The organism is Pedobacter sp. ISL-64, assembly GCF_018613605.1.
Lineage (GTDB): Bacteria > Bacteroidota > Bacteroidia > Sphingobacteriales > Sphingobacteriaceae > Pedobacter.
On record NZ_JAGGPU010000008.1, the window covers coordinates 318,084 to 341,624 of the forward strand.

Genomic DNA, 23,541 nt, shown 5'->3' on the forward strand with positions numbered 1-23,541 from the left:
ATGATTATAACTTCAGCGAGATTCCGCCATTAATAATGCGCTCGTTAGCAAAACCCGATAAGCCTGATTCCGGATCAACGTAATCTAATTCCGAGACAGTAAACAGGTTATAGGCATTTACAAATAAGCGTAAGCGGTTAATTTTGGCCTTGTTTAATAATTTTGAAGGAAAACTATAACCAAGCTCAAGATTTTTCAATCTCAGATAATTGGCATCTCTTAACCAAAAAGTAGAAGCTTGCTGATTATTGGTATTGGCGCCTAAGGTTAGGCGTGGCAAGGTGGCATTTACATTGTTGTGTGACGTCCATCTGTTTTCGGTAGTGTAATCTAAAACATAACCGTAGCCATTAGAAAAAGCCGACATGCTATTGGCATTCAACTGTAATTGCCTGTTTACAATTCCCTGAACCAATCCACTCAAATCGAAATTCTTATAATTAAGCGCAAAATTTAACCCGAAGAAAATACGTGGTTTAGTACTGCTAATCTGTTTCTGATCTAAGAAGTTGATAATTCCATCGCCATTTAAATCTTTATATTTTAAATCACCTGGTTGTGGATTATAGCCTAAAATACCTGGAATTTCACTTACATCTTCTCCAACCTGATAAAAACCAATAGCTTCGTAGCCACGTTGTTGCGTTACAGGTGCACCAGCCAGGTACAACCATTGGTATGGATAGTTAGGCTCATCTTTACCAATTACCTTGCTCTGTTCTACCGAAACATTAGCACCTATCTGATAACCAAATGCAGCATTGGCCTTACTACTGAACGAAAGCGTAGCTTCTAAGCCATTAAAGGCATTTTTACCCAAATTCTGCTGTGGATAGGTTTGTCCTAAAATACCGCTTGCATCGCCATTGTTTTTTTGTTGTAATAAATCGTAATAACGGTTATTATAATAGGTTAAAGCTGCATTTAAACGGTTATCGAAAAAGGCTGCTTCTATACCTGCATCATATTTCCATGCTTTTTCCCAGGTTAAATCGGTGCTGGCCAATGGATTTTCGAACGATCCTGACACTCCTGTTAAACCCGTACCAAAATTATAGCCTGTACTGTTTAAGGTATACCGTTGTGCATAGCCGTAGTAATTTGCAGGATTTGCATAAGCTGTTTGCCCAACAGAAGCCCTTAATTTTAAGAAACTTATTGCATCTGAATTAAACCAGTCTTCTTTGTTCAAAATCCAGCCCAAACCCAGGGTTGGTAAAAAGCCCCAGCGTTTGCCTGGTTCATAACGGTTAAAACTGCTATAGTTACCTGCAAATTCTGCGAGATAGGTTTCTTTATAATTATATCTAGTCGTTAAACCGGCGGTTTGGTAAATCTGATTAAGTTGCGTGTATGAGTTTAAAGTATTGTCGTTATTATAAGTAGCCAATACATTAAGGTGGTTGTTATTAAAATCGCGGTCATAACCGATGAGTAAATTGGTATAGGTCTGTTTAAACTGTCCTGCGATAGAACTGGCCGCTTTCCCTGCTTCCAAAACTCCATCACTACCTACTTTGGTATAAGTGGTAGTTCCATTTACAGTTGTTGGATTATAAGTAGCAAAGGTTTTTGAACGGTCTATATTCTGCTGATAATAGTTATTGATCGATAATGTTCCCTTTGCCCACAGGCCTTTGGTTAAATCGTCTAATTTATACGAAAGTGTTGCATCGGCATTTAATGTACGCTGATTGGAAGCTAAATAACCGCTGCTTACTGTACTCGCCAAAATATTAGTTCCGTATGTAACGTTACTGATTACTGTGGTATTTTGAGGGTTACCGCTGTAAGAACCATTGGCATTAGTGGCAGGATAAGCAAGCGGAGAAGTACTATAAATCCTGTTCATGATATTACCAGCTCCTACTCCTGGTTCATTAAGATTTTCGATCGATCCGAAAATATTCAGCGTTAACTGGATATCATCTGTAAAATCCATCTGTGCATTGGTACGGATGTTATAGCGTTTGTAAAAATTATTGGTATTGTAGGCATTATTATCATCCGTAATAAAATTCCCATCCGATTTAAAGTGTTCTACACTGGCAAAATAGCGATACGATTTTCCATTCCCGGCAACATCAATGTTGTAACGCTGTTGTGCACTGTTCTTTTTATATACCAGATCGTACCAATTGGTGTTTGGCTGTAAAAAAGGATTATTGCTTCCGTTTAGATAGGCTGCAATGGTAGCATCGTTGTATAAAGGCACAGAACCCGGATTGGTATTTAACTGCGCTTCGTTATATAAGCTGGCATAATTTGCACCTGTTACAAAATTTGGTGTTTTAAGATGTTGTAATGCCCCATATTGTGCGGTAAAATTCAGTTCGAAAGGACGTGTTTCTGAGCGGTCTTTGGTGGTGATATAAATAATTCCATTTGATGAACGCATCCCGAACATGGCAGTAGAAACCGCATCTTTCATTACGGTAATGCTTTTGATATCGTTCGGATTGAAACTGGTAAAATTGCGGATCACACCATCAATCACAATTAAAGGTGTTTGACCGCGTAAGCCGAATATAGAGCTATCAAAACCTGTTCTTCCCGAAGATTGAATGGTGTACAAACCTGCTAAACGGCCAGCAAGCACATTTGAAATATCTGATACAGGTGTGGTATTTACATCTTCGGCATAAATGGTTGATGTACCTGCGACGTTTTGGCTGCGCGGAATTACGCCGTTCCAAACATTAACCCCTCTTTGGATATAAGGCAGCCTGGCGTCCATCTTATCAATGGATAAACTATCTGTAGTTTTCACAACAGGCTGCTGAGCAAAGGCAAAAACCGGAGCAAAAGTCAACAGACTTAAACAGAGCCTTTTTCTTGTGCCTTTGCACTTAAATGAAGTAATATTTTTGATCATGTTTTGAAGTTTGGTGATAAGAAATATGGTTAGCGCTGTTTTTAATTATTAACCTGCCCTCTTACAAGGCCTGCAGCCTGCTGTTGCGAAACAACAACGAGGTAAGTACTCTGGCTAATCAAAGCATTGGCCGTTTGTGCATCAATGGTTAAGCTCCCTTTCGATTCTCTGTTGGCATCAAAAGCAGGATTTTTCAGATCGATTAACAAGACTCCATTTGTGCCAGCCGCACCTAAATTAATTTTAACAGCACCAGCCGTATCGCCATTTTGCAGCGGTTGATCGAAATACACATCATAATGGAGCTCATTATTGTCCATCAGATATAATACCGCAACAGCATGATCGGTACGATCGGCGATAGCTGGGGTAATTTTTGAGGTACTTAGGTCAACCTTCCACTGCTTTTTGATATAGATTTCGGAAGTGTAAATGTCTTTCTTACAGGATGTAAAAAATAACAATGCAAGCGCAGGCATTAGGAAATACCTTCTTAGTGTAAATAAGTTCATAAACTTTAGAAGTTGATTTTGTTTTGGGATATTGATTTTATTTAACCTGGAAAACCTAGTGCTAATTAAAATGTGACTCTCCATTTTCGTAGACTATGATGCTCAGACAAAAAATGTCGATACACGCCCGTCAAATTCCTAAATTTTAAAAGCCCTGCTTTTAATAAGAGTAATTTTTGTTTCATGGTTGGTTTGGTTAATATTTACTGCCAGCTTTGTGATAGTTGATATCACGTTTACCTGCAGCATTGGTTGTTAGTTAAATTTGGTTAAGCCAATAACAGGAATGGTTAATTTCTACTGATGATTGCTCTTTTATCACCTTGGATTAGCTTTTCCAAAACTAATTGGGTGCAAAATGAAAAAGGTCGAAAATTGTAAATGAAAGGGTAGAAAAACTGTAATCTTCCAATATTTTAATAAGTTCACGCTATATTTAAAGGAAATACATCAAGAGCTATTTTACTATTAGCTACAGGATGGCCAAAAAACTAGCTTAATTTTATGAAACTGCGTTTAATCGCTTTATGGTTTTTCCCAATGCTTTTTATTTGCACCTCTTTGCGTGCCCAGAAGCAGATTGCTTTTAACCACCTCAGGATGGAAAATGGTTTGTCGCAAAATTCCGTGATGGCCATTGCACAAGACAAAAACCAGTTTATTTGGATGGGTACCAGGCAAGGGTTAAACCGCTATGATGGCTTTCGTTTTAAAATTTACAACAATAGCTCAGACAACCTCAACAGCCTTTCGGATAATGTGATTAATACCTTATTAAGTGATAGCAAAGGAAGATTATGGGTAGGTACAGAAAACGGGCTGAATATTTACAATGAAAAAACCGATCATTTTTATCGCATCAATAAACAGAGTTCTGCAAATTCCTTTAGTTGCAATTCGGTAGAATGTTTGTATGAAGATCCTCAAAAAAATATCTGGATAGGTACTGATAATGGTCTTAACCTGCTTATAGATGCTGAAAAGCAGATTTTTAAGAAGTTTCTTTTCGATAAACCCAATCATAAATCTAGGCTTAACTGTATTTTCTCAATTTTTAAAGACGAGAAACAAAACCTTTGGGTAGGTACTTATAATGGTTTGGTACGCATTTATATCGTTAACGGTAAATACCACTTTGAGATTTTCAGGTATAATCCCAACAATAAAAACAGCATCAGTTCTAATGCCGTAAAAAGTATCGTGATCGATAAACAAAAGCGGCTTTGGTTAGGTACCTACAACGGCTTAAACCTATTCGATTACGAGCACAAAACATTTACACGATACCAAACCAGTGCTACAGATCAAAATTCGATTGTTAATAATGACATTAGAAAACTAACCTGCGATAAAGCGGGCAATATTTGGATCGGTACACAGGAAGGATTAAGTATCTTCAATCCAAATACGCGAAAATTTAGTAATTACCGTTACGACCCTGAGCAAACAGGCGGATTGAGCCAGAATTCAATCCATAGTATTTTTCAAGATATTAACGGCTCCGTTTATTTGGGTACTTATTACAAAGGGGTAAATGTTGTTTACCCGTCTGCAACGCCGTTTACCGTTTTTAGAAATTCGAAGAAACAGCAAGGTTTGAGCAGCAACATTGTAAGTGCCATGACCGAAGATGAATACCATAACCTATGGGTTGGTACTGAAGGTGGTGGTTTAAATTATGTGAACAGACGCAACAATACTTTCACCTACTATAAATCAGAACCAAACAGCAGCAACGGGCTTAACTCCAACCTAATTAAAACCCTGTGCCTTGATAAAACAGGACAGCTATTGGTGGGCACACACCGTGGTGGTTTATACCTATTTAATCCCTCAGGTCGTAATTTCAAGAAAATAATCAACGTTAAAGATGTAAAAAACAACCCGGGTGGTGACGAAATAATTGCAATAACTGTAGATAGTGAGGGTACTGTTTGGGTAGGTTCTAGAGATGGATTATCTACATTAAAAAAAACAAATGGCCATTATGCTTCTAAAACAATTAAAAGTCCGTTAGAACAAAACCTGAGGAACAAGTATATCCAGGTTATATTTGAAGACAAGGCCAAAAATTTATGGATTGGAACGATGGCCGGATTATATGCTTACCACCCATCCACTAAAAGAATTACAGCCTATTATGAGAAGAAAAACAACGCAGGCAGTTTAAATTCAGATCATATTAATTGCATTATTCAAATACGAAATGGAAATATTTGTATTGGAACTTATTTTGGAGGTTTAAGTATTTTCGATAATAAAAGCAGAAAATTCAAGAATTATAATGAAAAAGACGGGTTACCAAACAGTAATGTACTGGGAATAATTGAAGATGATGAAAACAACTTGTGGATCAGTACAGATAAGGGATTATCCAAATTGGTTACCAAAACGGGAAAGTTTATTAATTATACCGAAAGCGATGGACTAGCGGGCAACGATTTTAATATCCGATCGTTTTTTAAAGATAGTAAAGGCGAATTGTTTTTTGGTGGTTACGATGGCTTAACAGCCTTTTATCCCAGCCAGATTGATATTAATAGGAATGTTGCACCAATCACCTTTACCGAACTCAAACTATTCGATCAACCCGTAGCGGTAAATGCGCCAGATGGATTATTAAAGGAAGATATTAAAAGTACAAAACAAATTACCTTTAAACACGACAAAAACAACTTCAGTCTCGGTTTCGCTTTATTAAACTACATTAAACCAGAAAAAAACAGCTACCGTTATATCCTTAAAGGCCATAGTAAAGATTGGGTAAAAACCGATGTACCCAGTGTTGCTTATACCGATCTTCCTGCTGGCAATTACACCTTTATGGTAACAGGAAATAATAACGATGGAAATCCTGGTGGCAAACCTGCAACCCTTAAAATCACGGTGCTTCCACCCTTTTGGGCTACCTGGTGGGCCTATCTTATTTATCTGGCCTTCTTTTCGGGCTTGTTGTTTTTAATTGTACGTTACCTTTTTGTGCGTGCGCTGCTTAAACGCACAGAAGACATTCAGAAAATGAAACTGAATTTCTTCACCTACGTAGCGCACGAAATCAGAACACCACTTACCCTAATTCTTGGTCCGTTGGAAAATCTTTCCAGGCAATATCAAACTGATAGCGAGTTAAATCGACAAATTATCCCAATAAAAAACAATGCCAACAGGCTAATGCGGCTTATTACCGAATTAATGGATTTTAGAAAGGCTGAAACGGGGCACCTTACCCTGCATGTTACAGAAGATAATATTGTCGATTTTATTAACGAAATTTTCATCTCCTTCTCTCATCTAGCCCAAACAAACAATATACAATATGAGTTTGTACACGAGCAGGAAAATATCAGCCTGTTTTTTGATAAAAGGCAACTCGAAAAAGTATTGTTCAACTTGTTATCTAATGCCTTTAAATTCTGCGAAAAGGGTGGAAAAATCTCTGTTTCTCTATTGGAAATGGAGAATGAAGTAGCGATTAGCATTTCAGATAACGGACTGGGCATACCTGCAGAGAGCTTAAAGAATCTTTTTAGCGATTATTTCCAGGTAGATGAGCATCACTCCAACCAAATCGGTTCGGGAATAGGTTTGGCACTTTCTAAAGCAATTGTTGAGGAACATCAAGGGCATATTGCCGTAGAAAGTACACCTGCTGAAAATGGCGAGCGTGGTTTCACAAATTTCACAGTAAGATTGAAGAAAGGGAAATCACATTTTAAAACTGCTCTTTTTGATGGTGTAAAAGATTATTCAAGCCTTCCTGACATCTACACGCAACAAGCAGAACAAGGGGTAACAATTTTAAAATCCGAAAAAGAAACTGATATTTCAACCGAAACCATATTGGTGGTGGAAGACAATAGCGAAATCAGACTACTAATAACATCACTGGTTGGCAAACATTACCAGATAGCGGAAAGTGAGAATGGATTAATGGGTTGGGAAACGGCTGTTGAAACACTGCCCGATCTGATTATCTGTGATATTATGATGCCAATAATGGATGGCATTGAGCTTTGCCGCAGACTTAAGGAAGATGAACGTACCAGCCATATCCCTGTTATTATTCTTACTGCCCGCTCCTCTCATATCCACCAGGTTAGTGGTTTGGAAACTGGTGCCGATGCCTATATTACCAAACCTTTCAGTCCTGAACTGCTTTTACTGAATGTTCGCAATTTACTGATGTCGAGACAGGTAATGCGTCAAAAATTCCTGAAACACATCCATTTACAGCCGAAAGAACTCACCATCAATGCTATTGACGAAGCTTTTATGTTAAAACTGTTAAAATACATTGATGAACATATTACTGATGAAGATTTTGGGGTATCTGAACTGGCTTCGATGGTTGGGATGAGCAGGCCAGTTTTGTATAAAAAAATCAGAAAACTTACTAACCTCTCCGTAAATGACTTCATTAAATCAATCCGTTTAAAGAAAGCAATGGAGCTGTTTAAACAAAATAGGTTTACCATTTATGAAGTGGCTTATCAGGTCGGCTTTAACGATCCAAAATATTTTAGCAGGGAGTTTAAAAAACAATTTGGAAAAAGTCCGCGGGCGTTTATGAATGGTAGTGAAGAAGAGGATGTTTAAAATGTAAAAGGGATGATGGTATTTATCTAGAGTAGATTAATATTATTGTTTTTCATTGATGGGTCCGTCATCCTGAGCATAGTCGAAGGATCTATATAGTGGATTAAAATTTAAAAATTGTTTGGTAGACCCAAAACATGGAATGGGCTTTAAGATTCCCGCCTGCGCGGGAATGACGATCGTATTTATTTATGCTCCAACTCAGTGCCCTCTGTGGTCTGCTTTCTGTGGGCGCTGTGGGAAAAAAATGGAGAAACCTTTAAAAGATTTCTCCTCCAAAGGAGTTCCTTTGGAACACTACGGTCGAAATGACGAATTTTATTACTTTGCTTCTTCTAATTTTAACACCACACTGGTTCTGGTAGTATTAAGAATAGGATTAAAGCCCACTTTCATCAAGAAATCGCCAGTATAGGTTTTAGTAGTATCTATTGATGATTTTGTTCCTGGATAAAGGTTAATTTCTTTAATGTGGTACTTCTTTGTCGCATCTAAACCGTTCAATTTAATCGGATACTTACTATTTTCACCATAACGGAAGTTTACCAGGTAATTGAAAATAACACCTTCGGTTTTTTGCGCATTCACATACAACATGGATGCTATGCTGCCGGTACGTGGATTAGCCAAACGGTATTGTTCACCTTGCCAGATCGTTTGTTTTACATCGTTATAGTTTTTAATCGCCTCCTGACAGAACTGAAGCTCTTTTTCAGGTAATTTACTCACTACGATATCGAAACCCAATTTACCCATCATGGCTACATCGGTACGAAATTTTATTGACTGTTTTCCCCAATCGGTTACATGGTTGGAACTGCTGATGGCCGGATAAAAATAAGAGTATTCCCATTGCATAAATATGCGCTCTAATGGGTCGGTATTATCACTAGGCCAAAACTCTGTAAAATACTGTAAGGCAGCATAATCTACCCTACCACCTCCCCCAGAGCATAACATCATGGGCACCGTTGGATATTTTGCACGGATTCTTTGCAATACAATATACAATCCCCTTACATAATCGATGTAAAAATGAGATTGATTTTTTAAATGCGCGGAGTATGCATTGTAAATTACGGCATTACAATCCCATTTAATGTAAGCCAGTTTAGGATTTTTGGTAAACAGACCATCTACCACACCGAAAACAAAATCCTGTACTTTTGGGTTACTCAGATCGAGTTCTAATTGGTTTCTAAAATAGTATTCAGGTCTGTTTGGCTGTTTTACCACCCAATCTGGATGTTTTTCATAAAGTTCGCTTTTAGGGTTAACCATTTCTGGTTCTATCCAAATTCCGAATCTGGTTCCTACATTATCGGCCTCTTTTACCAAAGATGCTATTCCGTTTGGCAATTTCTTCTTGTTTTCCTGCCAATCGCCAAGCCCGGCATGGTCATCGTTACGTGGATATTTGTTCCCGAACCAACCATCATCAAGCAAAAAGAAATCGACACCCAGTTTTTTGGTATCTTTTAATAAATCGGCCAATTTTTGTTCATTAAAATCGAAATAAGTAGCTTCCCAGTTATTCAAAAGGGTTAACCTACTGCCCTTTCCATCCAATATTTTATAATTACGTGCCCAATCTTGCAATTTCCTACTGGCATCACCTTTTCCCTGATCAGAAAAAGTGTACAAAAAAGCAGGGGTTGTAAAAACTTCACCTGGTTTTAAGCTGTATGGCGAAGCATAATTGTTCATTCCGGCAATAATGCGGAGGTTATCCTGGTAATCAAGTTCAAGATCGATCTTAAAGTTACCGCTCCATTCCATGGCTCCATACAAAACATCGCCTTCATTTTCTTCAGCAGGTTTACCTAACGAAATCATAAAAACAGAAGGTTGAAACAAATTTGCCCTCGTACCCAGTTTGCTATCCAAAGTTTTAATACCATGGGTAATTTCACTTTGCTCTGGCTGCATTTCTTTGGCCCAATCGCCATGATACTGGTTTAACCAAAAACGTGGTGATTTTAAGTGCAGATTGGCCGATGCATATTTATGTAATACCACTGTACCTTTCTCATTATGTTTAATCTCTGTCCATTGTTCTATTACATCTTGTTTATAAAAAGACTTATAAAACATGGTGACTTCGAAATTGTAAACCGGGTCTTTCAGCCTGATCTTAAGTAGACTCACATTATCATCAATGGCGGTGACGGTATGATCAACGTATTTCAGATCGAGCGAATTATTGCCATCGGCATGGGTAACGCTAATAGCTGGTTCTACCAGGTTTCTCGATCCTGAAGGTGTATACACCGAATTTAGCTGACCAGTATAATCTTCAGTCTGTTTATATTGCGCAGTAATTTGGGCGTATTCTTGCTTATTTGCCAGTTTTTTCCCAAAAAAGATAGTGTTTACATCTTTCTTTACATCGGCCTGTAATACCACGGCATTATGCGCGGTTTCAATAGGAATAATGGTTTGGGCATTAATATTGCCAACGGTAAAGAGTGAAATGGCAATGGCCAATGTTCCATACTTGATGTAACCGGTAATTTGATCTGACTTGTTCATTTGTGTTTTCAATGTTAATCGGGTAATGTTATAGGCAGTAGTTGATTTTATTTATTGTTTATTATGATTTTGAAGATGATGGCATCTTTTGCGGCCACACTTAAAGCTTGGTTATTTTTGAAGTTTTCAGTTTTTTGAGTGATCAAATTCTGACAGTTGTACACTTCATCGATTTTTAAACCGATTCTCGAAAAGTCAAGTATAAAAGATCTTGCTTCATCGCTATAATTAAATAACGTGAGATATTTCACATTCCCAACCTGTTTTACAAAAAGTTGCGAAGCCGATTTGCCCCTATTCCCTTCTACCGGAAGAAATGCCTTTCCATCTTCTAATACGTTTAAGATTTCGGTATTGCTCAATAAACGTTGTGCTGCATTGTTCCATTTGCCCTGTCGCGAAAAATCATCGCCGGTAATGCAGGTTCCGGTAACAATCGCTGATAAAAACCTGGCCGTATTTTCCTTTTCAGATTGATCGGAAAATACTACGTGATCGGCATCAATATAATCGTAAAGATAAGTTTGCCACCAGCCGTTGCTTAAACTATTTAAAGTGTATTCGGTATCTTTTATTGATTTAAATGCATCGCAGGCAATGCGGCGTACATGTACATAACGACCAGATGCCAAACTTGGCGATATAGCTGCGTAAACCAACATTTTATTATCTAACTGTTTTAATAAAAATTCCATGCCCGCTTTATATGCTTGCATCCCCGTAGTAACCTTCGGATCGTAAAAATGATTGGATTCTATTGCAGCGTGACCTAAAAAGTCGATTTTAATCATTTCAAAACCGCATTCTTTAAACTTTTTAATCACTGCAGCAATACGTTGCTGTGTACCCGGATGTGTTGGATCCAGCGCCCTTGCACCATCTATATCGTGGTAGTCTGAGCCGATTTTGGTCCACATCTCGCCAAATGTATAATCGTTTCCTTCTGCCTTGCGGGTACGGCCGCCAGCGAATCCCCAATCTACAAATGGTGCCCAGTAAATGCCTGGTTTTAATCCTTTCGATTTAGCATAATCGGCAAAGGTTTTTAGTTTAGAGTAGTCGCCGGTTAAGCCCCCTTTTAACAGGTTATCCCAATAAGAATCGAGATCGATATACGCTACACCATCGCTTCTAAACGTTTTTAGGCTATCAGCAAAAAAATCGACAACCTGATTGGCTTTTTCGAGTGTTATTTTCTCTTGCATTACGCCCCAACTGTTCCATCCCATCGGAGTTCCGGTTTTCCATTTAAAAATAATAGGCGGCTCTGCTATCCGGTTGGCCCGTGCATAAGTCTCCATACCCGAACGCCAATCGGCAAAAGCACCAAAAAACACTTTCGACGAGCTGATCGTATTTCCTTTTAAATAACCATGTTCAATTTTATCGCGGGTAATGCTTTCTTCCGTATAACCACAAATGGCCTGTATATTTATTTTTTTCCCAGCATTCATGCCCGTAATGATGCCTGTTTTCCAGTTGCTATGTTCTATCGAGCCAATTACAAAACCTTTTCTTGATTGATCGTGATACAAAGCCGTAACCTCCGCGCTTGGATTACTTGTGTTGGCCTTTAATGGAACGGCATTGTAAGAAATAAAGGTATCGTTATCAAAAGGAACAAATAAACTGGTTGGTACTTGTGAAGCTTCCTGATCGATTAAATTTCCATTTATAGGCACCATATGGTTGATGGATAGACCAGTGCCTAGCAAAGTAAGGCTGATCATAAAATAATTCTTACCCGCATAGGTATAAAAAATCTGTTGCATAGTTGGTAAACCATGCTGCTTTAACAAGAAAACATGTTTAAAACCCTTCCCAAAACCATCCATAATAATTGTTTTGGTGTAGCTAATCTGCGGGTAATTTTTAGAACTGATTATCTTTTTCTGATGTGCTGCTTGCGAAAAACCATTTAATAATAATTGCACCGCTCCATCTGATACCTGAAAAGTGCCGGTTTTAAGGTTGTAGTCTATTTTTCCTGCCCGGCCATAATTGATTATAATCGCTGATGCAGACCGTTCAGAAAATAACAGGATCAGTAAAATCAAGAATAACTTATGCCTGAATAAAAATTTAAGAACCATTTATTTACTTAATTTGCTCGACATTATTTCGGTTAATTTTCCATTCATTTTTAGCTTTACCTTTTGAGGTACGGCCGAAGCAATTCTGTAATTTGTAATTTTACCATCTTTCCAATCCATATCAACTGTAAAATTACCCCTTGCCTTTAATCCTTTAATTTCACCAAAAGCTTTCCAGGCATCAGGAATAGCAGGGAGCAGTTCGATAAAACCATCATGACTTTGGATCAGCATTTCGGCAATAGCTGCCGATGCGCCAAAATTGCCATCAATCTGAAACGGCGGTCCGGCTGATAACATATTTGGATAAACGCCTCCGCCGGCTCCATAATTAATATCGGTTCTCAAAGTAGGTTTTAAAATCTCTCTAAACAGTTTAAAAGCCCTGTTACCATCCTGTAATCTCGCCCAAAATAATTGTTTATAAGCAATTGACCAACTTGGTCCATCATCCCCCCTTGCTTCTAGTGTTTTCTTTGCTGCCTCTGCCAATGCCGGAGTAGCTGTTGGCGTAATTAATCCGGCAGGATAAACCCCATATAAATGCGAGATGTGCCGGTGCTGCGGATCGGTTTCTTTATAATCTTCCAACCATTCCTGTATCCGGCCATCTTTGCTGATTAAACCCACTGGTGGAATAGATTTTAATTTTTCTTGTAACGAAGCACTAAAGGCGGCGTCAGTTTTAAGCAGTTTGGCTGCTGTAATTACATGATTAAAAAGCTCCCTCACAATCTGATTATCGATAGTTGGCCCCATTGAAATGCTTGCTGTTTTTCCATTGGGCAGGTAAAAAGTATTCTCTGGCGATACCGATGGCGAAGTAACCAGCCAACCTGTTTTTGGATCTTTAACCAAAGCACTTTGATAAAATGCAGCTGATCCTTTTAAAATCGGGTAAATGCTTTTCAGGTATTTTACATCACGGCTATAGGCAAAATGATCCCATAGATTGCTGCATAACCAACCCGAACCTGCATTTGATGCACCCCATGAGGCACTTTCGCCAGGCTCGGTAAAGCCCCAAACGTTCGTAATTACGTGGGCAATCCATCCATCGGCATTGTAATATGCTTTCGCCGTTTTTGCACCTGGCCCAGTTAAATTTCTTACCAATTCTGTCAGTGGAAGATTTAACTCCGAAAGGTTTGCAGGCTCAATAGCCCAGTGGTTCATCTGTACGTTTACATCTAAATGGTAATCGCCGTTCCATGGCGTGTTGATCTGGTTTGCCCATAAACCCTGAAGATTTGGTGGCAAAAGCCCAACCCTTGTACTGCTAATGCTTAAATACCGACCGAACTGAAAAAACAAGGCGCTAAGCGAAACATCATTTTTGTAATCTTTATAGAAACGGTCTAACCTTACGTCTGTTGGCAGTTTGGCGGCTTCGCCTTCTCCTAAATTAATTTTCAACCTGCTAAAGAGTTTAGCAAAATTTGCACTATGATTTGCAAGTTCTAAACTATACGCTTTCTTTTGAGCCGCTTGTAAAGCCTGTTTTACTCTGGCTTCAAAATTCGCATGCTTAAAATCGGTTTCTGCCGCAACGTAAATAATCAGTTCAGTCGCATTTTTTATTTTAAGAATGTTTCCTTCGTTTGTCAGCGTACCATTTTTAAGTTTGGTACTTACGCGGCTTAGGTATTTCATTCCCTTACCATCAGTACCGTTATCCAGCTGGCCAAACATCAGCAGTTCATTACCTTCGCTAGCTAATGTTGCTTTTTCTGATCTGCTGATTGAAATATTACAATTGAGTTTATTAGGTTGATCGGCTGTGAGGCGGATGATATTTATATCATCATCAAAACTACAGAAATATTCTCTTTTGTATTTTACCCCATTGAGCGTAAATTCGGTTGTAGCCACCGCTTTATCTAGCGATAATATTCTTTTGTAAACTTCGGGTTTTGCATCTTTAACGCCAGAAAATTCATAATCGAGCTGCAAATTACCCAATGTTTGGTATTTGCCCCAATTCGCTCCACCAGATCCCTGCCCTTTACAAACAAAATCGCGGTTAACCAGTTCCTGTGCTTCATCGTTTTTACCTTCCAATATCAGCCGCCTAATTTTAGGCAAACTTTTATAGGCTTCGTAATTATTGGCATCTTGTTTCCCACCACTCCATAAAGTGATATCATTCAGTACTATATTCTCCCTGTTAATGCCCCCATCTGGTGTCATGCCCAATTTACCATTACCTAAAGGAAGGGTTTCCTCCCAAATTTTGGCAGGTTTATCGTACCACATCGTTAAAGGCTTTTGCTGGGCAGAGGTATATTCACCTATGAAAAACGAGAATAGTGGAAAAATAATCAAATACTTTTTATACATAGTTTCATTTGTGTGTTGTTACTCGTAATTAAAAAAGGTTTTAACCACTGATTGCACACAGATAAACACGGATTTTATATCTGTGTGCATCCTTTTCATCTGTGGTTAAAAATGGATCCAGTCACCGGGTTCGTCATTTCGAGCGGAGTGCAACGAAGTCGAGAAATCTGTCTAGATAGATCCCTCCATTCCACTGCGCTCCAGTCGAGATGACGGAATTAAATTATTAGTCAAATTCAATTATATAAAAGATTACTGTTTATTCCAGAACCTGATTTCGCTCATATTACTATAATTCCCATCACCAGTGGTTACGTGTTTAATCCTGATGCGAATATAACGAATTGGTTTTCCTGCATTATCCAGTTCTGCAGTTATTGCATTTTTGCCATCATCGCTTCTGGTTACATCTTTTAAAAGTGTCCACCCCTTACTTGTTGCTTCTGCTGGCCAACCATTATTACTGGCTGATAAAGTAGTTGTGGCATTGGTTAAATCGGCTGTTCCCCAAACCTCAAAACGATCCGGATTGTTGCAACAATCTCTTCCGGTTTCTTCAATACGCGATAAATTGGTATACACCTTACCTAAATCGAATGTGATTACATGAGGCATTCCGCTATTACCCGCACTATGAAAGATATTTGGATAACCCTGTGGCCCTACACTTCCATCCCAAAGTTTACTAATGCTGGTACCCGATTCGTAAGTTGGTGCATCGCCTGGCAAACGCACTTCGCTAAAAAGCGAGCGATCACAAAGTACATAAGTGAAAATTTTAGGAAAGGTGGAAAAATCTGCTACCGAAAATACATCCAGCGAGCCCTTCCCCGGAATATAAGAAGATTTATAGTTAATATCGGTTCCTGCTTTATAATCTGTAAGTGTAATGGCAGTATCAGCCGGTAAAAGCGTTTTATCTACACTGGTTCCTACTGTATTGGTGTACCTGATTACCGTATTTACATTGATGGTATCGGGCGTTTTAAAATTTAGCTGAACCGAACCATTGCTGTTTACCACGTATGGAGTGGTGGCATTATAAGGTCTGTTTAATAAGCCAGACTGATATAAGGGGCCAAAAACCCGCACATTTCTTGCCTCTATCGGGATAGATTTATGCCCCTGAGCATCGTACGAATAGATGGTAAAAGTGTAGGTATACTCGCTCAAATTCGGAATTACCACTTTTATTGTATCTGTAGGGTTATGACTGCTGGCCGTAACTACAACCGAATCTGCATTATTGTTCCAATAAACCACATATTTACTTACGCTTGGATCAGGACTCGGATTCCACCATAAAGCAGTTCTTAAATTACCGGGTTTGGTTACAATATTTGCTACACGGCCGGGGTAAACAATTTCCCCATCCTTTAAAAAGTCTTTAAAAGCAAGATCATCTTTGGTACAGCTAAGTATCACTGTAACCAACAGCAATAGCAAACCGCTAATTTTATATATACTTTTCATGTTCGAAAATTTATCTTCTTATATTAATTATCTTGGATCGCCGTAAAAGGCCATTTCCATGGCATGCGCAAAAGTACCATTAGACCATGTGGTGCTTACCGACAAACGGATGTAGCGAACTTTAGGGTTGGTGAGTGGAAAATTGAAACTTACACCAGCCTTTACAAAGTCGTTATCTGCAGTGGTATGTGCTACCGGTGCTAAGCCCGAAGGTGGATTTGGATAATTATAATTCCCCATGTTTATCCAATCGCCTATAACAGTACCAACAGGTGCAGCTAGTGGCAATTGTGCATCGCGTGGAACAGCTACATCAGAACCCCAGATCGAGAATACCTTTGGATTTCCATGCCCGTAAGCAAATTTGTCGCCCCCATCTGGTCTTTCCCATAAAATAAACCGACTTAATTTTGCACTGATACCCAAACCAAATGTTGCTATTGCAGGCATTGCTCCACCTGGAGCAGTGTGCCACCCATTCGAATTGCCATCTGTTTTGCCATCCCACAAATAAGGAAGATCCCAACCATAGGCAATTACCCCATCAGATGGAAGTCTGTACTGAAAAAACTTACCTCTATCTAGCAAGGTTTCAAAAAATGGGGTAACAGTTTTATAGGTCGTATCCGAAATGTTCCCAAAATTATCCGTTACATAATAACCAATCTTTTTAGCAACAGGTGCATAACCCCTAACGGAATAATCGAAAATTTCGGTTTTACCATAATGCTGATCAATAACATCGGAAGTATTGTTATCGCCAACATTTAAAAGAATGATACCCAGATTGTTTTTCAATGGATTAGTCCCTGTAATTTTTATACCTCCAAAATCAGCCTCGGCATTAATAGTTGGTTTTAAAAGCAGGTATGGAGGTGTGTCTGGATTTACCTTTACCACAACAGGATCAGACTTAACCTCTGCCCTGCTTACTGCATACAGGGTAACATCATAACCCTGTTTTTTCGCAAAGCCATCTACCATAATAGAATCGGAATAATAACTCGATTTTGTTTCTCTTGTAGTTACCCCGTTTATTTTGTACCGCGCCAATACATACAAAAGGTTTTTCGAGTTTGGCAAAGAATAGGTAATGTATGCGCCGCCATTAAAATTATCAACTTTAATATTGGTTACCACTCCAGGCTTGGTCATATCTGAAGAAGCTGGATCGTTATAGGTTTCCATTTTTTTGCAGGCAGCAAAGCTGACTAAAACAGAAACGATAAAGATTAGGTAAATACTATTTTTAATATTTTTCATCATTTTGAATTTATTTTCAATGGTGATGAAGCGATGATGCAGGTGAATAAAACTTATTATTTAAGCCACACATCATGGTTTCATTTCTTTAAATATTTTAAACTACCAATAAGGATTTTGAACTAAGTTGGGATTTACAACCAGATCATAACTTTTAATTGGCCATAAATAATCTTTTAAACCAAACACCGGAATAAACTGTGTAGTTGGGCGGTAGTAATTCACTGCTTCTGCATTGTTTATACTCCAGCCCTGTATCGGGTTATTTAAAACCGCCTGAAGTTCTTTCCATCTTCTTAAATCCCAACCACTCTGGCCTTCAAAACAAAGCTCAATTCTTCTTTCCTGGTGGATAATCTGTCTCAAACCTTCTTTGGTATTAAATTTATTTGGGTTTTTAGCGAAATTTGTCCACGAAGCCTGTACACCCTGTAAACCAGCTCTTTGCCTTACTTTATCTACATAAGTAAATACTTCTGCGGTAGGTCCGCTCACTTCATTTAGTGCTTCTGCATACAGTAAATACAAACCTGCCAATCTAATCAACGGCAAACGGAAGGCTGAAGGCTGGAAACCATCATCATAAACTGATGCATAGCTTACCAGTTTCTTAGGCCAATAACCTGTAATATTTAACCTGATGTTATCACTTGGCGCTGCAAAGCCACTACCTCTTGCCGATACGTAATACAAAGGATTGGCTGGATCGTCTTGATTGTTCCTTCCATTTCCAAACCAAATACCTCCGTCAAAAGCAATATCTGCATAAAAACGCGTTTCGCGGGCAAAATGGCCTTTAATGGTTTCGTAACCCTGCTGAATGTAATATCTGCTCGCATTATCGCCAACTTTAATGGTATTCCTGCCCGCATAATCCCAGGTTTTATCTTCAGTAATCGGCACACCGTTAACCGTATAAAAAAGTTCTTGTGTGCTTATTGGAGCCGAAAAAGTAGAAGGATTGGAAAAATTATTAACGGCAGATTTTGCGGTAAGTCTTGGCGTTGCAAATCCTTGATAATTAAATTCAGGATTTGATGCCCATATGATTTCTGAATTCAACTCCCATCTTTCTGCAACAGCATTCTGTACATCTAATTCTCTTTTTAACGAATCGGACAATTTACCAACTGTTGATGGCGAACTGAAGGTATACAATTTAATCCCTTGTGCTTCGGCGGCAGTAATGGCAACTTTTGCAGCATCAGCAGCTTTCTTCCATTTTTGCGCATCGTAAGCCGCAGGGAAAAGGCTAACACCCTCTTTATCTTTAAAACTCACATAATCAGGATTGCCGTTAAAAAGCGGACTTGCTGCTGTAGCCAGTACATCGGCCTTTACCGAAAGTGCAATTACACTGGTTACCCGGCCCAATTCAGTTGCCTGACTGGTAATAACCGCAGGCAGATCAGGAATTGCCTCATCTAATAGCGAAATGATATAATCTACTGTTTCATTTACCGGCGCTCTTTTTATCCTTACCTCATCAGTAGTGCTGTTTATAGCTAAATTGGTTTTAATCAGCGGTATTGGGCCGTACATTTTAAATAACACATAATGATAGTAGGCTTTTAAAAATTTAGTCTCAGCGGTCCAGCGTTTCTTTTCTGTAGCACCTAAATCAATAGGTTTATCGATATTCTCGAGCATAATATTACAGATCCTGATGGAGCGCCAAAGGCTATAACTTCCTTCTTCGCCATCCCAAGTGTTTAATCCTGGTTTTGCAGCAGTTTGTGTTCCTCTTAATAAATTAAAACCTGTTCGGTTAAAACCCTGAAAATTATCAAGTGTATTTGAATAAATCAGTTCTGAAGAAGTGGTAAAGCTTGGGTTTGAAGCCATATCGTTCATCCGTTGCAGATAGGCATAACACGAGTACAGGTAGTTTTCGGCCTCGTTTCTGTTCCTAAAGGCATAATCAAGCGTACCAATATCATCAGGCGTTACATCAAGATATTTTTTACAGGATACAAAGCTGCAAAGCATTAAAACAATGCAACTGTATTTAAAATATTTTTTTATCGTTTTCATTATAAGGTTACGTTAAGACCAACATTGAATACCTTTTGTATTGGATAGGCAAAGCCGTTTCCACCTTGCTCTGGGTCCCACATTTTAAAAGGACTCCAGGTAAGCAGGTTTAGGCCGTTGAAATAAATCCTGCACGAGTTCAGCTTTATTTTAGCAGAAATGCGCTGAGGCAGGGTGTATCCAAGTTCTACCGATTTTAGCCGCATTAAGCGTCCATTCCTCATCCACCAGGTACTGGTTTGTGCATTGTTTTCTAAATCGGCAGCATTAACAGCAAGCCTTGGATAAAGCGCATATAAATTCTGGTTTTCAGGCGACCAGTGGTTATCTGCAAAATCTTTCAATAATTGCGTATTTCCTAAAATGTATTGCTGATTACTAGGAACAAAAGGACTCACCCGGGTTGGGTCGATAAAGAAGGTCATCCTATCCTGCCCGGTAAAAAAGGCAGAAAGATCGAAACCCTTGTATGATGAGCTAAAGCCGAAGCCATATACTACTTCTGGCGACTGAGGGAAACCGATATAAGCCTTATCAGCATCATCAATTCTACCATCGTTATTTAAATCGCGATATTTAATGTCGCCAGCACGTGGTGCTTTACCATTTGCAGAGAAAATCTGTGTTGGAGAATTTTGTACTTCTTTATCATCAACAAACAGGCGCTCGGCAATGTAACCAAAGTTTCGGCTAATCGGTTGGCCAGTGGTATAACGGTAAGACTCAGCCCATTGTGGTTCTTCGTAGTTAATGTATTTGTTTTTGGCAAAAGTTAAATTGGAGCGTACAGCGAAAGAAAATGCATTCACGTTAAACTTATAATCTAGAGATAAATCGATTCCTCTCGACCTGGCTTCACCAACATTGGCGCCTACATTAGCTTCTAAACCTAACGTGCTTGGCAGGTTGGCACGACCCATATAAATATCGTAGCGATAATTGTTATACACCTCGGCAATTAAATTTAAGTTTTTGAAAAGTGTAGCTTCTAACGCTAAATTGGTTTGTTGCGATGTTTCCCAGGTAACATCTTTATTCTCGTAGTTGTTTATAAATACTCCACTGCGATTAGAAGCGCCATTAAACCCAAACTGGGCATAATTTCCTCCGCCATTTAAATTCACTTCTGAAATATAGAAGAAACGCTGCGCCCCAATGGCATCGTTACCCACAATACCATAACTACCCCTTAATTTTAAGCGGTTAACTATATTGGCGATTCCACCAGTCCAAAATTTCTCATTAGAAAGTACCCATCCGGCACCAATGGTTGGAAAAAAGCCAAAACGATGGTCTTCCGAAAACCTTTCAGATCCATTATAACCGAAATTAGATTCTAAAAAATATCTGCTTTTATACGAATAGGTTAATCGTCCGGCTAAACCCAAATTTCGGTAAGGGAGCGAATTTTGCAACGAACTGGCATTACTGTAAACGGTTTGTTGTGCCGTACCAATTAATGTTCCGCTAACATTATGATTACCAAAAGCTTTGTCGTAATTAACCGATGCCTGTGCATATAAAAAAGTATTGATATTGGTATTACCTGGATTATACGACAGGTATTCCTGCGCAATATTTGGTGCGCCACCAGTTACCAATGAGTTAAGCCAGTTTAAAACATAAGTATTGCTCTGCTTATCGTAAGAACCTATGTTATAATAAAAGGGAGAATAGGCCCTTTGCGAATCGAAATACGAATACCTGTTGGTACTAAAAATAGATTTAAATGAAAGGCCCTCCGTAAAGAAATCCAACTTTTGATTGACTTCAAACTGTGCCGACATACGCGATTCAGACGAGTTTTTATGCCCTCGCAACATCGCAGCGTAGGGGTTATTATCCAAAATACTGTTTACACCTGCACCACCTCTATTTCCAAATAGAATATGTTGTGCATTTTGATTGGCCGCATCGGCCGGGTAAAATGCAGGAAAGGAAACCGGACTGGTATGTACCGCGATATTATATAAATCGGTAGAAAAACCACCGTCTGTTGCCAAAGGACCATTATATTCGCTAAAATTACCCGACAAACGCACCACCATTTCTGTTGTTTTACTTAAATCAATATTAATGTTAGAGCGTAATTGGTAATTACGGAATTTCACATTATTATCATTATTATTCCGCTCATCTTCTTTAAGTACACCATTATCTAAATTGTAAGAACCTGCAATGTAATAGCGGGCAACGCCGCCACCGCCACTAATGCCTATATTGGCCCTTTGTGTGCTGGTCCGTTTTTTAAACAGCATATCTAACCAATCTACCGCCGGATAAACATATTCGTTATAACCAGGACTCTTGTTTATGGTAGCCTGTGTATTAATAATCTGGTTAGGTGTAAACATGGGGTCCATGCCTCTGCCAATAGCTGCCTCATTAAAAAGCTTCATATAGGTAATGGGATCAGCAAGTTGTAAACTCTTTACCGATTGAGAAGCAGAATTTTCTAATCGGAAGCTTATTTTGGCTTTACCTTCTTTACCCGATTTAGTGCTGACTAAAATTACTCCATTTGCACCCCTTGCGCCGTATAATGCCGTAGCACTTGCATCTTTCAAGATAGAAAAGCTTTCAATATCATCAACCTGCAAGCGGGCAAGATCTGAAGCACTTAGCTCTACGTTATCGATTAAAATAAGTGGATCTTGTTTATAACCAAAAGTAGTTACCCCACGGATAAAAAACTGTGAGTTATCCTGCCCGGGTTGCCCACTGCGTTGATAACCGATTACACCTGCTATTTGACCCGAAAGGGCATTAGTAAGATTACTCGATGGTATTTTAAGGTTACCTACTTTTACGGTAGTAACAGAACCTACCAATGCTTCTTTACGTTGTTTCTGCCCTAGCGCGGTAATTACTACCTCTTCGGATAGCATATTTTCTTCAGTTAATTTAATGTTAAGCACATTGGCTGCCCCAACGGTTGCCCTTTGCTCCTTGTATCCTACATAAGAAAACCTTAGTATTTCTCCAGGTGTTACATCAAGCACAAATTTTCCGTTGTTATCGGTTTGAGTACCCACATTAACCTTATTTACAACTGCTACAGTTACCCCAGGCAGCCCTACTCCCAGCGTATCTGTAACCTTCCCCGTAATGGTTTTCTTCCCTACCTGGGAGTAACCTTGCGTGGGCATAAAAATCAGGAAAAACACAAGAATCGAACCTGTCAATATCATTGCATTTCTTAGCCTGTTGAGCACCGATATGTGCTCACAAAACAAAAATAATTGCTTCATTTGCTAATTAGCTTTTAAATGATTGAATTAAAACTATTTGAGGTAGACTATAAATGGCAGTAACATTAATGCCCTCTAAGATGTTGTAGATCTGATGGTCGCCGTTTAGCGATCATAAAAGAAGGAAATTGCTTCCCTGTAAAGTAATTAGTAAAATTTCTCATATTATTTGGTTATTTGGTTAATGAAAATGTAATCTGGACTGGATTAATTTTTACAACAGTTCATTTAATTGTTTCGCATCTCTAACATGAAACTAAGCATTGAAACGCAATCAAATTATTATTTTATCCTATCCTATCCTATCCTATTATTTCCGAATGCAATTATAAACAAAAAAATTAATATTCCAACTTTCTAAAAATAAATCCTTTAAGAATAATCAGCAGGATTAAGCCAACATATTGACAGCATGCAAAATTATGTGCTTCATCAGTGTTGAACTAAGGAATAATTACGCTAAAAGGCCGTCTAAAAATGAATAACGAATTTAATAAGTTGTTTTCCTTAATGTTTTGGAAATGACCAGTTCTGTCCTTTTAGCGGTTTTCAGCCCCGCTCATATCTTTACC

The 23,541-nt window shown here is 38.7% G+C and carries 10 protein-coding genes; 1 reads left to right on the forward strand and 9 read right to left on the reverse strand.

Annotated features, from left to right (window positions below):
- Positions 1–4: 4 nt before the first annotated feature.
- Together J7E57_RS13245 and J7E57_RS13250 are read right to left on the reverse strand one after the other, a co-directional pair.
- A complete protein-coding gene (locus tag J7E57_RS13245) occupies positions 5–2,875 on the reverse strand; it encodes a SusC/RagA family TonB-linked outer membrane protein (protein ID WP_215129169.1) in 2,871 nt (956 codons plus the stop codon).
- 41 nt (positions 2,876–2,916) lie between these two features.
- Positions 2,917–3,387, reverse strand: coding sequence for a CHRD domain-containing protein (locus J7E57_RS13250; protein WP_215129171.1), 471 nt, complete (start codon positions 3,385–3,387; stop codon positions 2,917–2,919).
- Between the two features lie 504 nt (positions 3,388–3,891).
- Between J7E57_RS13250 and J7E57_RS13255 the strand changes: the two genes are divergently transcribed.
- Positions 3,892–7,983: a hybrid sensor histidine kinase/response regulator transcription factor gene (locus J7E57_RS13255; protein ID WP_215129173.1), complete on the forward strand. Its 4,092-nt coding sequence runs from the start codon at positions 3,892–3,894 to the stop codon at positions 7,981–7,983.
- Between the two features lie 321 nt (positions 7,984–8,304).
- Here J7E57_RS13255 and J7E57_RS13260 read toward each other — a convergent pair whose 3' ends face one another.
- The 7 genes from J7E57_RS13260 to J7E57_RS13290 form a co-directional block, all read right to left on the reverse strand.
- Positions 8,305–10,515: an alpha-galactosidase gene (locus J7E57_RS13260; RefSeq protein WP_215129175.1), complete on the reverse strand. Its 2,211-nt coding sequence runs from the start codon at positions 10,513–10,515 to the stop codon at positions 8,305–8,307.
- 47 nt (positions 10,516–10,562) lie between these two features.
- Positions 10,563–12,608, reverse strand: coding sequence for an alpha-galactosidase (locus J7E57_RS13265; RefSeq protein ID WP_215129177.1), 2,046 nt, complete (start codon positions 12,606–12,608; stop codon positions 10,563–10,565).
- Positions 12,609–14,948 carry a glycosyl hydrolase family 95 catalytic domain-containing protein gene (locus J7E57_RS13270; RefSeq protein WP_215129179.1) on the reverse strand — a complete coding sequence of 780 codons (2,340 nt, stop codon included), beginning with the start codon at positions 14,946–14,948 and terminating at the stop codon, positions 12,609–12,611.
- A 252-nt stretch (positions 14,949–15,200) separates the two neighbouring features.
- Entirely contained in the window at positions 15,201–16,421 is a 1,221-nt protein-coding gene (locus J7E57_RS13275) for a DUF4998 domain-containing protein (RefSeq protein WP_215129181.1), read from the reverse strand.
- 27 nt (positions 16,422–16,448) lie between these two features.
- Positions 16,449–17,687 (reverse strand): DUF5000 domain-containing lipoprotein, encoded by a 1,239-nt coding sequence (locus J7E57_RS13280; RefSeq protein WP_251029907.1) that lies wholly within the window; start codon positions 17,685–17,687, stop codon positions 16,449–16,451.
- A gap of 99 nt (positions 17,688–17,786) precedes the next feature.
- Positions 17,787–19,718 carry a RagB/SusD family nutrient uptake outer membrane protein gene (locus J7E57_RS13285; protein ID WP_251029908.1) on the reverse strand — a complete coding sequence of 644 codons (1,932 nt, stop codon included), beginning with the start codon at positions 19,716–19,718 and terminating at the stop codon, positions 17,787–17,789.
- Positions 19,718–22,969 (reverse strand): SusC/RagA family TonB-linked outer membrane protein, encoded by a 3,252-nt coding sequence (locus J7E57_RS13290; RefSeq protein ID WP_251029909.1) that lies wholly within the window; start codon positions 22,967–22,969, stop codon positions 19,718–19,720. The genes J7E57_RS13285 and J7E57_RS13290 overlap by 1 nt, the downstream gene beginning before the upstream one ends.
- Between the last annotated feature and the right edge of the window lie 572 nt (positions 22,970–23,541).

Coding starts and splice junctions, on each gene's coding strand:
- J7E57_RS13245 (WP_215129169.1), bottom strand. CDS start 2,875: ATGATCAAAAATATTACTTCATTTAAGTGCAAAGGCACAAGAAAAAGG.
- J7E57_RS13250 (WP_215129171.1), bottom strand. CDS start 3,387: ATGAACTTATTTACACTAAGAAGGTATTTCCTAATGCCTGCGCTTGCA.
- J7E57_RS13255 (WP_215129173.1), top strand. CDS start 3,892: ATGAAACTGCGTTTAATCGCTTTATGGTTTTTCCCAATGCTTTTTATT.
- J7E57_RS13260 (WP_215129175.1), bottom strand. CDS start 10,515: ATGAACAAGTCAGATCAAATTACCGGTTACATCAAGTATGGAACATTG.
- J7E57_RS13265 (WP_215129177.1), bottom strand. CDS start 12,608: ATGGTTCTTAAATTTTTATTCAGGCATAAGTTATTCTTGATTTTACTG.
- J7E57_RS13270 (WP_215129179.1), bottom strand. CDS start 14,948: ATGTATAAAAAGTATTTGATTATTTTTCCACTATTCTCGTTTTTCATA.
- J7E57_RS13275 (WP_215129181.1), bottom strand. CDS start 16,421: ATGAAAAGTATATATAAAATTAGCGGTTTGCTATTGCTGTTGGTTACA.
- J7E57_RS13280 (WP_251029907.1), bottom strand. CDS start 17,687: ATGATGAAAAATATTAAAAATAGTATTTACCTAATCTTTATCGTTTCT.
- J7E57_RS13285 (WP_251029908.1), bottom strand. CDS start 19,718: ATGAAAACGATAAAAAAATATTTTAAATACAGTTGCATTGTTTTAATG.
- J7E57_RS13290 (WP_251029909.1), bottom strand. CDS start 22,969: ATGAAGCAATTATTTTTGTTTTGTGAGCACATATCGGTGCTCAACAGG.